The sequence below is a fragment of the bacterium genome, from assembly GCA_028821235.1.
GTDB lineage: Bacteria > Actinomycetota > Acidimicrobiia > Spongiisociales > Spongiisociaceae > Spongiisocius.
The window spans coordinates 1-11,613 of the sequence record JAPPGV010000066.1 but is presented as its reverse complement, the minus strand read 5'-3'; the positions used below and the strand labels follow the sequence as shown (position 1 = coordinate 11,613).

The window sequence follows — 11,613 nt, the reverse complement described above, 5'->3', positions numbered from 1 at the left end:
TGAGCCATCCCCACCGGGTCTACCACCACCACATCCAAACACGCACGGGGGAGGGGCCCGGTGCGGAGCACCGGACTCTCGCGAGTTTGGCAACTCGGTTCTTAAGGGCTTGGAGTACCGCAAAACTGTGTCTGGAGCCTTAGATCGGGTGCGCCCTTGTGGTGTCTTGAGCCTCCGGTTCCGGCGGGGGGAGTCACGGGGCTCGGGACGGGCGGGTTGGCAACTATCCTCCCTGACCCGGTGGCCATCTTTCCTATCCGCACCTTCGGCGATCCTGTTCTGAGGGTCCGCACCAAGCCGGTCAAGGACTTCGACGCGTCCCTCCGCCGGCTTGCGGAGGACATGCTCGAGACCATGTACGACGCTCCCGGAGTGGGGTTGGCTGCGCCGCAGATCGGTGTGTCGAAGCGCATCTGCGTGTTCGATGCCGGCGATGGTCCCCAGGTGCTGGTGAACCCGGTCCTGGCCGAGACTTCGGGGGATTGGGAATACCACGAGGGATGCCTGTCCGTTCCTGGTCACTACTGGACCATCAATCGCCCCGCTTTCGCCCGAGCCGTCGGCCAGGATCTGGACGGGAACCCGGTGGAGTTTGCCGGGGATGAGCTCTTGGGAAGGGTTCTCCAGCACGAGATCGACCACCTCGGGGGCCACCTCCTACTGACCCGTCTCGACCGAGCCACCCGCAAGGAGGCGTTTCGCGCCCTCCGTAACGAGGCGATCCGGGCGCCGGAGTGATGAAGACCGCCCTGCTGGGCACATCGCAGGAGGCCGTTCCCACGATCGACATCCTGGCCGGATTGACCGGCCTGCGCGCCGTGATAACCAGACCGGACCGACGGAGGGGGCGAGGCCGGGCGCCGGCACCGTCCGAGGCCAAGGTCAGAGCGGTCGACCAGGGGATTCCGGTCCGGCAGCCCGCCACCCCCGCTGCGCTCGACGATGCCGTCGCCGGGATGGATCTTGACCTCGCGGTGGTGGTGAGCTACGGGATGATCGTGCCGGCCGTCACCCTGGCCCGTCCCAGGCAGGGCATGGTGAACCTGCATTTCTCCCTGCTGCCCCGGTGGCGGGGGGCGGCCCCGGTCGAGCGAGCCATTCTGGCCGGCGACGAGATAACCGGCGTGAGCCTGATGCGGATGGACGCCGGATTGGATGCCGGCCCGGTCCTGGCCGGATGGAGGACCTCAATCGGCGAGGACGAGGACGCCGGTGCGCTGTCGAAGCGCCTCGCCCTGGGCGGCGCCGAGCTGCTGGCCACGCACCTGGGTGCGCTGGAGCGAGAGGAGTTGGAGCCGGTCGCGCAGGAGGAGTCGATGGTCACATGGGCGCCCCGCCTGATCGTTGCTGAGGCTCGACTCGACTTCGACCAGCCTGTTGAGCAGGTGGTGCGGGCCATCCGGGCGTTCTGTCCCCGTCCGGGCGCTCACACCATGTGGCGGGGTAAGCGGTTCAAGATCCTCCGGGCCCGGCCGGTCCCCGGCAGGTTGGAGCCGGGTTGCCTGGAGATCGACGAGATCGGGGCAAGGGTCGGTACCGCCACGGGATGCCTGGCCCTGCGGACCGTTCAACCCGAGGGTAGGAAGGCGATGGATGCTCTCGCATGGGTCAGGGGGGTCAAGGGCGATCCGGGTCGCTTCGGGTGAAGCGTGGCGTGGAGGCCCGCTCGGTGGCGGCCGGGCTGGTCGGTAGGGTCGTGCGGGGCGGAGCCTGGTCGAATCTGGTGGTCAGGGAGGTCGATCTACCGCCGGACGATGCTCGCCTGGTGCGCCATCTCGTCTACGGCACCATCAGGAACCTCCCTCGCCTGGACCGGGCCATCCGCGGTCTGTCCAGCCGGCCTCTGCCGGCCATCCATGCCGATGTGCTCGATGTCCTGCGGGTGGCCTTCCACGAGGTTCTGTTCGGCCGGGCCGCCGCTCATGCCGTGCCCGATACGGCCGTGGAGTCCGCCCGGAGCCTGGGACACGGTCGGGCTACCGGGTTCGTGAACGCCCTGGTCAGGAACCTGCAACGAGGTGGCGAGCCCAACCCACCCTCCGATCCGGCCGAGGTGTTCAGCCTGCCCGGCTGGGTCATGGACGACCTGACCCGCACCTGGGGGAGAGATCAGGCACTGGCCTTCGCCGAGGCTGCCCACGAGGACGCGCCGGTGAGCTTCCGCATGCGGCCGGGCGATCCTCTACCCCACGGCGCCGTTCCCACCCCTGTCCCCGGCGCCTTCGCCCACCCGGAGGGCCGGGTTCCCGAGAGAGCGGTGGTCCAGGACGCCGCATCGGTGGCCGTGGTCGAAGCTCTGGGCGTAGCTCCCGACCATCGAGTGTTGGAGGTGGGAGCTGCTCCCGGTGGCAAGACGCTGGCCATCTGGGACCGCAGCCCCGCCTCCCTGGCCGCCGTCGACATCCACGCTCGGCGCATCCGCCAGGCGGCGCGACGGCTGGACAGGGCGGGCGGTAGCGGATGGTGGGTCAGAGCCGACGGAACCCGTCTCCCATTTCGGAGTGGGCAGTTCGACCGGGTTCTGGTGGACGCACCATGCACCGGCCTCGGCACGCTCCGGCGGCGACCCGAGGTGCGGCTACGGGTCTCGATCGGCGACCGGGACCGGCTGGCGAAGCTCCAGCGCCGGATGGTCCGTGAGGCTCTCGACGCGGTACGCCCCGGCGGGCGGGTGGTCTACTCGGTCTGTACCTTGACCGGGGCGGAGACGCTGGGAGTGGTGGAGAACATGGGTGGGCGGCCACCGGCTGATCTGCCGGGTTCCCGCCTCGACCACGGCTTGCTCATGGGTCCCCACCTGACGGGCACCGACGGCATGTTCATCTCGGTCTTGGATCGGTGACGGAGCTGCCGGCTCCTAGGCGTTGCGAGGTGGATGTACCCTGCGCACCGTGAGGAAACGCGTTCGCATAGCGGCTTCGATTCTCGCCGCCGACTTCGCCCGTTTGGGCGAGGAGGTGGCTCGGGTGGAACCCCACCTGGACATGCTCCACGTGGATGTCATGGATGGCCACTTCGTGCCGAACATCTCATTGGGTGTTCCGGTCATAAGCTCCTTGCGGAAGGTGTCCGGACTGGCCTTCGACTGCCACCTGATGGTCACCGATCCGGACAGGCTGGTCGACCCGCTCCGGGAGGCGGGCGCAACCGGGATAACCGTCCATCTCGAGGCGGTGCCAGACCCGAGGCCGGTGGAACGCCGGGCGCGCCGGGCCGGCCTCGGCTTCGGCCTGGTGATCAATCCCGGCACTCCTTACGAGGCTCTGGATCCGTTCCTCGAGCTGTGCGACATGGTGCTGGTGATGTCGGTGGAGCCCGGCTTCGGTGGTCAGGACTTCCTGCCGGCCGTCCTCACCAAGGTCGAGGCGGCCCGCCGGGCCATCGACCGGCGTGGCCTCGACGTAGATCTGGAGATCGACGGCGGCATCGACCCGGAGACCATCGGCGCGGCTCGGCGGGCCGGCGCCGATGTGTTCGTGGCCGGCACCGCCATCTTCGGACAACCGGATCCGGTGACGGCGATCGCCGGCCTGAGGACCGCCGCCTCGGGAGGCGGCGCATGAGCCGGGCCTGGTCGGACGCCGAGCGCAGCCGGATGCGCCGGGCCATCGATCTGGCCCGTCCGCACCGCACCCATCCCAATCCTCGGGTGGGTTGCGTGATCGTCGGTGCAGGAGGGAAGGTGGTAGGAGAGGGCGCTCATCGAGGCGTCGGTACTCCCCACGCCGAGGCTATGGCGCTCAGCCAGGCGGGGGGCGCCGCCTGCGGCGCCACGGCGTTCGTGACCCTCGAGCCCTGTTCGCATTCCGGACGAACCCCTCCGTGCGCCGATGCTCTGGTGGCTGCCGGGGTGGCCCGGGTCGTGATCGCGGCATACGACCCCGATGCCCGGGTGAGAGGTCGCGGGGTGGTGAGGCTCCAGCGGGCCGGGATCGAGACGGTGGTGGGGCTGATGGGGGAGGACGCCGTCAGGTTGGATGTCGGGTTCCATCACCATCGGCGGACGGGCTTGCCCTACGTGCGGGCGGTGGTGGCTGATGCCGAGGCTCGGGCCGATGATGCGGTCAGCGTTGACATCGCCGCCCTGATCGGGGAGGCGGACCATCTTCTGGCAACCACGAACGGCCCGGCGCTTCCCTCCCGACGGAAGCTGGCAGGCCTGGCGGAGCGTGGTCATCTCTACGTGGCGATCGAGGACGTGCAGGTGATCGGAGCCCTTCGCAGGGCAGGTCTGGTCGATGCGGCCAGCCACTACGCCAGGATCGGGGAAGATCATGACGGTCTCTGGACGCAGGACGGTCTTCGGGTGATGGATGCCGGAGAGATCGGCGCCGCCTATCGCCGGATCGACCTGGAACGCCCGCCGGCAGGCTGGCCTCCCCTGATCTGCCGCCGTGCCGAGGCCGCCATACCGACTCGCTACGGCCGCTTCCGGGCCATCGGCTACGAGTCGCTCGACGACGGCCGCCATCACGTGGCGCTGGTCAGGGGTCGCGTGACCGGTGAGGAAGGCGTGCTGGTCCGGATGCATTCGGAGTGCCTCACGGGGGATGTGTTCGCCAGCCTCCGCTGCGACTGCGGCTTCCAGCTGCAGGAGGCGATGCGCCGGATCGGGGAGGCCGGCCGGGGCGTGATCCTCTACATGCGCGGTCACGAAGGGAGAGGCATCGGTCTGATCGACAAGCTAGCCGCCTACGCCCTCCAGGAGCAGGGGCGGGACACGGTGGAGGCCAACCTGGACCTGGGTCTCCCGGAGGACAGCCGTGACTACGGCGCCGGAGCCCGGATGCTCGCCGACCTGGGCGTGAACAGCCTCCGCCTGCTCACCAACAATCCGGCCAAGCGGGCCGGTGTCGAGGCGTACGGGGTACGGATCGTGGAGCGGGTTCCCCTGGTCGTCGGCGAGAACGACCACAACCGCAACTATCTGCACACCAAGGTGGCCAAGCTGGGCCACGTCATCGACATGGAGGACCCTCCTCCAGGCGAGGTCAGGGAGAGGACAGAGCAGGACTGACCCGTCTGTCGTGCGGGTAGTTCCGGGCGCCCTTCCATGTCCTGAGCCCGCAAGAGCGCGAAAACACACATTTGACCATCTGTCCGATCTCGGGAACCATGATCCCGAACGTGTGTCTCCCGGCGGGGTATCGCGAGACCCGGACCAACCCGGCATCCGGCACGCTGATCCGTGCTACCTTCGTGTGGAGGCCCGCTTCCTCCTATAATGACGGGCCACAATCAGGAGAAAGTGGAAGCCGGTTGCTTCCCACCCGGCCACCGGGAGCCGATTCGAAGCCGTTTAGGGCTGCGAACCCGAGTGTGCCGTGGTACAGGAACCCGACCATTTGTGATGGATCGGGTTCTCGCGGGGCCCCAAAGGCCCGAGTAGCGGCCGGTTGTTTCTGTTCTTCTCGAACGAGATTCCATTCCGTCCTTTCGGCGGACGAGCAAGGAGACATGTAATCGCAGAGCTACGCGTCAACGACGAAATCCGTGCGGCCGAACTGAGAGTTGTCGATCCGCTCGGCAAGCAACTGGGAGTCATGCCCCGCCAGAACGCCCTGTACCTGGCCGATGGCCTGGGATGGGACCTCGTGGAGGTGGCGCCCGGAGCCGATCCGCCGGTTGCGCGGATGATGGACTACGGCAAGTTCAAGTACGAGCAGTCCGTCAAGGAGCGGGAAGCGCGCAAGAAGCAGTCGCGCAGCACGGTCAAGGAACTCACCTTCAAGGTGAAGATCGGCAACCACGACTACGAGATCAAGCGAGATCGGGCCCTGCGGTTCCTGACCAACGGCGACCGGGTCCGGGTTCGGGTCTGGCTACGAGGAAGGGAGGCCAGCCGGCCCCAGTTGGGTATGGCCATCCTCGAACGCCTGTCCTCGGACCTCGCCGAAGTAGCCACCGTGGATCAGCCGGCCAAGCTCGAGGGCCGCAATATGACCATGGCCCTGGCGCCGATCAAGCGGCCTGCGCGGTCGTTCCAGGACGTTGACGAAGGCTCGGCCTAGAGAACCAGCGAGGAGTAGGACACAACATGCCGAAGATGAAGAGCCACAAGGGCGCCGCCAAGCGTTTCAAGGTGACCGGATCGGGCCGGATCCGGCGCCGCCAGTCGCACCGCGGCCACCTCCGCCTTGCCAAGGGCAAGGACAGCTATCGCCGGCTGAAAGGCGAGGCCGATCTGGCCAAAGGTGACGAGAAGCGGGTCAAGCGCCTGCTCGGAATGTAGGCGAGGAGCACCGGAGAGAAGAAATGGCACGAGTCAAGCGCGCGAGCAATTCCCGTACCAGGCATCGGAAGGTCCTGGCCAAGGCCAAGGGCTACCGCGGCGCCAAGAGCCGGAGCTTCCGGGCGGCCAACGAGCAGGTGATGAAGTCCCTGCAGTACGCCTATCGCGACCGGAGGGCGCGCAAGGGCGACTTCCGGAGGCTGTGGATCACCCGTATCAACGCCGCTGCCCGGGAGAACGGCACCACCTATTCGAGGCTGATCGCGGGGCTCAAGGCGGCGGAATTCGAGGTGGACCGGAAGATGCTGGCCGATATCGCGGTCAACGATCCCGCCACCTTTCGCCAGATCGTCGAGTTGGCGTCCGCCAACCGCGCTCAGTAGTGGTCCACAGTGGTCCGCTAGCGGCGTAGCACCAAGATGGACCTTGAACGGCTAGCCGGCGTAATCCGCGACGCCCGCGCCCGGATCGAGGCTGCTTCCGACCTGGATGAGTTGTCCGCTGCGGAGTCGGAGACGTTGGGGCGGCGGTCCGAGATCGCAGTTGCGCGAAGTGGCATCGGACGCCTGGCGCCGGACCGTAGGCGCGACGTCGGGCGGGCGATCAACGAGGCGGTTGGCACGCTGACCGCCGCGGTTGAGGATCGGCGCTCGGCCTTGCAGGCGGAGGCCGAGAACGTCCTGCTGGAGCAAGATCGGATCGATCTCACCCTGCCATACGGTCGTCCGGCCCGGGGGACGCATCACCTGCTGACCCGCACCATGGAGGATGTGTGCGACGTATTCCGCGCCATCGGCTACGAGGTGGCGGAAGGGCCGGAGTTGGAGCTGGCGTGGTACAACTTCGACGCCCTCAACACCCCGCCCACCCATCCTTCCCGATTCGAGTCCGACACCATGTACGTGGAGCCGTTCGACGACAGGGAGCGGAGCGGTCCCGACGAGTTGTTGCTCCGCACCCAGACCTCACCGATGCAGGCCCGGTTCATGGAGAAGAACCCCCCGCCGGTCTACGTGGTGGTACCGGGTCGGGTCTTCCGCACTGACACCTGGGACGCCACCCACTCGCCGGTGTTCCACCAGATCGAAGGCTTGGCCGTGGACTCGGACATCACCTTCGGGGACCTGAAGGGCACCCTCGCCTACTTCGCCCGGGAGTTCTTCGGGGTCTCGGCCCGTACCCGCTTCGTCCCCCACTTCTTCCCGTTCACCGAGCCGTCAGCGGAGATGCTGGTGTGGTTCAACGACGAGTGGCTGGAGATGTTGGGATGCGGCATGGTCGATCCCAACGTGTTCGAAGCGGTGGGGTACGACCCGGCGGAGGTGACAGGGTTCGCCTTCGGCATGGGCGTGGAGCGGCTGGCCATGGTCCGCCACGGCATCACCGACATCCGCCATTTCTACGACAGCGACCTGCGGGTCCTGGGGCAGTTCCGATGAAGGTTCCGATCGGCTGGTTGGCGGACTTCATCGATCTGCCCACCCGGGACCCGTACGAGCTGGAGCGGATACTGGTCTCCCTGGGTCACGAGGTGGAGGGGATCGAGGAGTTCGGGCCGTCCTTCGAGGGCGTGGTGGTCGGAAGGGTGGAGGAGGCCCGGCCCCATCCCGACGCCGACCGGATCCGTTTCTGCCGGGTCGATGACGGAACGGCCACCCGCGACGTGGTATGCGGAGCATGGAACTTCGAGGCCGGCGCGGTCATCGCCTACGCAAGGGCCGGATCCCGCCTCGGCACGGACACGGACCAGCCCCTCGAGGTGGGAAGCCGCAAGATACGCGGCATCGTGTCGCACGGCATGTTCGCCTCGGCCCGCGAGCTCGGGTTGGGCGATGACCACGACGGCATCATGGTCCTGAACGATCTCGGCGCGGCCACCGATGACGACCTCGGCCGCCCCCTGGAGGAGGTGATCGGCCTGGGCGACGTGGTGCTGGATGTGAGCATCACCACCAATCGGGGCGACTGCATGGGGATCCGGGGGCTGGCCCGCGAGCTCGCCGCCTACTGGCAGATCCCGCTGCGGGACATCTCCCCGAGCTTCCCGACCGGTCCGGAGAACTCCGCCTTCGAAGTATCGATCCGAGATGTGGAAGCATGCCCTCGCTTCGTCGCCCACCAGGTTGACGGCGTGCGGATCGGCCCCTCCCCACTATGGATGCAGCTGCGCCTCCTGGCTATCGGGCAGCGGCCGATCTCCAACGTCGTGGACGTGTCCAACTACGTGATGTGGGAACTCGGACACCCGATCCACACTTTCGACGCGGACACCATATCCGGCCGGCAGGTAATCATCCGGAGAGCCGAGGAGGGCGAGAAGCTGGAGACCCTGGACGGGGTGGTCCGCCCGCTGGCAGCCGGCGACATCGTGGTGACCGACCCGTCGGGTCCGATCGCCTTGGCCGGCGTTATGGGAGGGGCGTCGACCGAGGTTTGCGAGACGACCACCAGCGTGCTGGTCGAGGCCGCCAACTGGCATCCACCGTCGATACTGGCCACCTCGTGGCGGCTGGGACTGCGGAGCGAGGCCTCGGCCCGGTTCGAGCGGGGCGTCGATCCCAACCTCTCCGCCCTTGCCACCGCCCGGACGGTGGAGCTGGTGGCGTTGACCTCCGGCGGGGTGCCCCGTTCCCGGGCGGTCGACTGTTACCCGATCCCGCGGAGGCCGTGGACCGTCGACCTCACGGCCCGTGACGTGAGCCGCCTGCTCGGGCCGAATCCTCCGTTCGGAGAGGCGTTGTCGCTGCTGGAACGGCTCGGTTTCGGGCTGGATCGGGACGGACGATCAGCTCATGTGGACGTTCCGACCCATCGCGCCGATGTCACCCGCCCGGCCGATCTGGTCGAGGAGATCGCCCGCCTCCACGGCTACGACCGGTTCCCGGACCTGGTCCGCCATGGCACCCGGGGCGGCCTCACTCCTGAGCATATGGCCGTCCGGCGGCTCCGCGAAGCCCTGGTCGGGGCCGGGCTCACCGAGGCCCAGACCCTCAGCTTCATCGGGCAGGACGACCTGGACGCGCTCGGTCTCCCGCCCCAGGACCCGCGCCGGGTAACCATCCGGGTCAAGAACCCGCTCCGCGAGGAGGAGGCCATCCTGCGCACCACCCTGCTGCCCGGCCTGATGGGGGCGATGTCGCGCAACGTGGCTCGGGGCCTGAAGTCGGTGCGCCTGTTCGAGACCGGGCGGGTGTTCACGGCCGGTGACGACCCGGAGGACCCCCGCATTCCCTTCCAGCCCTTCCACCTGGCCATGGTCCTGTCCGGTCCGGGAGTGGACGTATTCGCCGCCACCGGGCTGGTCGACCTACTGGCCCGGGTGTCTGGCCGCCGGTTGGAGATCCGACAGGACTCGGTGGCGGGCCTCCACCCGGGTCGGGGAGCGGTGGTGACGTGTGGCGTAACCGACATAGGGACGGTCGGGGAGCTCCATCCGGCAGCAGCGCGGAAGTTCGGGCTGGAAGGCAGGGTGGCGGTCGCCGAGATGGGTCTCGGCCCTCTCGTGTCCGCCGGTCCGTCCTGGGTGCTGGAGGATGTCTCCGCCTACCCACCCATGGTGTTCGACCTGGCGTTCGTGCTGGCCGACACGGTCCCGGCGGCGCGCCTGCTGGAGGTCGTCCAGGAGTCCGCAGGGGCGCACCTGGAGAGCCTGGAGTTGTTCGACGAGTTCAGGGGTGGCTCGATCCCCGCTGCCCATAGGAGCCTGGCGGTGCGGCTCACGCTGCGCGCCATGGACCACACCATCTCGGATGAGGAGGCGGCGCCGATCGGGCGGGGCATTGCCGCCGCCGTCGCGGATCGGTTGGGCGGCGTCCTGCGGGGAACCATATGAACGACTTCCTGGGGATCGCCGACCTCGACCGGGGGGCTCTGGAGCGCCTGGTGGAGTCAGCCTCCCGGTTCCGTCACGATCGGAGCTTCAGGTCAGGTGCTCTGGCCGGTTCCCGGATCGGGCTGTTCTTCGAGAAGCCCTCCACTCGAACCAGGGTGTCCAGCGAGGTGGCTGCGGTCGATCTGGGTGCCCACCCGGTGGTCCTGGGTCAGACCGAGGTGGGTATCGGATCGAGGGAAGCCGTCCGTGACGTGGCCCGGGTGCTGGACCGCTACCTGGATCTCGTGGCGATGCGCGTCTTCGACCATCGGATGCTGGTGGAGATGGCCGAACACGCCGATGCTCCGGTGGTGAACCTCCTTTCCGACATCGAACACCCCTGCCAGGCGGTGGCTGATCTCCAGACCATCGCGGAGCACTGCGAGGTTGCCGGATCTGTGGTGGCCTACGTTGGGGACGGCAACAACGTGTGCCACAGCCTGATGCTGGGGGTGGCCAAGCTGGGGGGCCGGGTGCGGGTGGTGAGCCCATCCGGGTTCGAGCCGCTGGAGGAACTGGTGGCCAGGGGCGAGGGGCGGATCACGGTAACGCCGGATGTAGAGGCGGTGGACGGCGCCGACGTGGTCTACACGGATGTGTGGGCGTCGATGGGTCAGGAAGGCGAGGCGTCAGAGCGAGCCCTGGCATTCGCCGGCTACCGGGTGGACGAGGGATTGTTCGCACGGGCCCGGCCTGATGCGATCTTCCTTCATTGCCTGCCCGCCCACCGGGGTGAGGAAGTGACTGACGCCGTGGTCGACCACCCCAGGTCCCGGGTGTTCGACCAGGCTGAGAACCGGCTCCACTCGATGAAGGCCATCCTGCTCGAACTCCTCGGGTAGTGGTCTATCTGTCCGGTCCTGTCGAGCAGGTGGCGCGGCGGCTGCTCGGTCACCGGCTGAGCACCGACTTCGGTGGGAGGACCGCCGTCGTGATCGAGGAGGTGGAGGCCTACGGGGGCGCTGACGATCCGGCCTCCCACGCCTATCGGGGCCGCACCCTTCGCAACGCCTCCATGTTCGGCCCGGCCGGCACGCTCTACGTGTACCGGTCCTACGGGGTTCACTGGTGCGCGAACGTGGTGACCGGTCCCGAGGGGACCGGTGAGGCGGTGCTGATCAGGGGCGGTCGGGTGGTCGAGGGCATGGAACTGGTGCTGGCCCGGCGGGGGCGTCTGGACCGCCTGACCGACGGCCCCGGCAAGCTGACCCAGGCGCTGGGGATCACGGGGGATCACGACGGGACATCGGTGATAGCCGGCCCGGTGCGCCTGGAGGAGGGGCCCGCCCCGGACCCGGCTCTGGTTTTCCGCACCCCAAGGATCGGGATCAGCCGGGAAGCAGAACGACCGTGGCGGTTCGTGGTTGAAGGTGGACGTTGATCCGCCCTGCCGGCCGTCCCCGGCTGCGCGGGCTGATGACAGACAGGCGTGGTCTGTCTGTGAAACAGCCAGGCGTGGTCTGGCGGTCATCGGTGTCCCGTCGCTGCGTTCCGCTTCCTTGACGTACCG

The 11,613-nt window shown here is 68.1% G+C and carries 12 protein-coding genes; all 12 read left to right on the top strand.

Going from position 1 to position 11,613, the window contains the following annotated elements:
• Nucleotides 1-240: 240 nt before the first annotated feature.
• The 12 genes from def to OXK16_06975 all read left to right on the top strand — a co-directional run bounded on the left by def (nt 241) and on the right by OXK16_06975 (nt 11,484).
• Nucleotides 241-738: a peptide deformylase gene (def, locus tag OXK16_07030; protein ID MDE0375699.1), complete on the top strand. Its 498-nt coding sequence runs from the start codon at nt 241-243 to the stop codon at nt 736-738.
• The gene (locus OXK16_07025) at nt 738-1,646 is read left to right on the top strand and encodes a methionyl-tRNA formyltransferase (GenBank protein MDE0375698.1); all 909 of its coding nucleotides are present in this window, start codon (nt 738-740) and stop codon (nt 1,644-1,646) included. The genes def and OXK16_07025 overlap by 1 nt, the downstream gene beginning before the upstream one ends.
• A gap of 8 nt (nt 1,647-1,654) precedes the next feature.
• On the top strand, nt 1,655-2,842 hold the full coding sequence (locus OXK16_07020; protein MDE0375697.1) for a methyltransferase domain-containing protein: 1,188 nt from the start codon (nt 1,655-1,657) through the stop codon (nt 2,840-2,842).
• 49 nt (nt 2,843-2,891) lie between these two features.
• Nucleotides 2,892-3,563 carry a ribulose-phosphate 3-epimerase gene (gene rpe / locus OXK16_07015; GenBank protein MDE0375696.1) on the top strand — a complete coding sequence of 224 codons (672 nt, stop codon included), beginning with the start codon at nt 2,892-2,894 and terminating at the stop codon, nt 3,561-3,563.
• A complete protein-coding gene (ribA, locus tag OXK16_07010) occupies nt 3,560-5,017 on the top strand; it encodes a GTP cyclohydrolase II (GenBank protein MDE0375695.1) in 1,458 nt (485 codons plus the stop codon). Before rpe ends, ribA begins: the two co-directional genes overlap by 4 nt.
• Nucleotides 5,018-5,396: 379 nt before the next feature.
• Nucleotides 5,397-6,011: a translation initiation factor IF-3 gene (infC, locus tag OXK16_07005; protein ID MDE0375694.1), complete on the top strand. Its 615-nt coding sequence runs from the start codon at nt 5,397-5,399 to the stop codon at nt 6,009-6,011.
• A 26-nt stretch (nt 6,012-6,037) separates the two neighbouring features.
• Nucleotides 6,038-6,232 carry a 50S ribosomal protein L35 gene (gene rpmI / locus OXK16_07000; protein ID MDE0375693.1) on the top strand — a complete coding sequence of 65 codons (195 nt, stop codon included), beginning with the start codon at nt 6,038-6,040 and terminating at the stop codon, nt 6,230-6,232.
• 23 nt (nt 6,233-6,255) lie between these two features.
• Nucleotides 6,256-6,615 (top strand): 50S ribosomal protein L20, encoded by a 360-nt coding sequence (gene rplT, locus OXK16_06995; GenBank protein MDE0375692.1) that lies wholly within the window; start codon nt 6,256-6,258, stop codon nt 6,613-6,615.
• A gap of 36 nt (nt 6,616-6,651) precedes the next feature.
• Nucleotides 6,652-7,671, top strand: coding sequence for a phenylalanine--tRNA ligase subunit alpha (gene pheS / locus OXK16_06990; protein ID MDE0375691.1), 1,020 nt, complete (start codon nt 6,652-6,654; stop codon nt 7,669-7,671).
• Nucleotides 7,668-10,064 (top strand): phenylalanine--tRNA ligase subunit beta, encoded by a 2,397-nt coding sequence (pheT, locus tag OXK16_06985; protein MDE0375690.1) that lies wholly within the window; start codon nt 7,668-7,670, stop codon nt 10,062-10,064. The genes pheS and pheT overlap by 4 nt, the downstream gene beginning before the upstream one ends.
• Nucleotides 10,061-10,945, top strand: a complete 885-nt coding sequence (gene argF / locus OXK16_06980) for an ornithine carbamoyltransferase (GenBank protein ID MDE0375689.1) — start codon at nt 10,061-10,063, stop codon at nt 10,943-10,945. Before pheT ends, argF begins: the two co-directional genes overlap by 4 nt.
• Entirely contained in the window at nt 10,945-11,484 is a 540-nt protein-coding gene (locus OXK16_06975) for a DNA-3-methyladenine glycosylase (GenBank protein ID MDE0375688.1), read from the top strand. Before argF ends, OXK16_06975 begins: the two co-directional genes overlap by 1 nt.
• The last annotated feature ends 129 nt before the right edge of the window (nt 11,485-11,613 follow it).

What these genes read in the sequence shown, in the direction of transcription:
- OXK16_07025 (MDE0375698.1), top strand. Translation starts at nt 738, where the DNA reads ATGAAGACCGCCCTGCTGGGCACATCGCAGGAGGCCGTTCCCACGATC.
- rplT (MDE0375692.1), top strand. Translation starts at nt 6,256, where the DNA reads ATGGCACGAGTCAAGCGCGCGAGCAATTCCCGTACCAGGCATCGGAAG.
- pheT (MDE0375690.1), top strand. Translation starts at nt 7,668, where the DNA reads ATGAAGGTTCCGATCGGCTGGTTGGCGGACTTCATCGATCTGCCCACC.
- rpmI (MDE0375693.1), top strand. Translation starts at nt 6,038, where the DNA reads ATGCCGAAGATGAAGAGCCACAAGGGCGCCGCCAAGCGTTTCAAGGTG.
- argF (MDE0375689.1), top strand. Translation starts at nt 10,061, where the DNA reads ATGAACGACTTCCTGGGGATCGCCGACCTCGACCGGGGGGCTCTGGAG.
- pheS (MDE0375691.1), top strand. Translation starts at nt 6,652, where the DNA reads ATGGACCTTGAACGGCTAGCCGGCGTAATCCGCGACGCCCGCGCCCGG.
- ribA (MDE0375695.1), top strand. Translation starts at nt 3,560, where the DNA reads ATGAGCCGGGCCTGGTCGGACGCCGAGCGCAGCCGGATGCGCCGGGCC.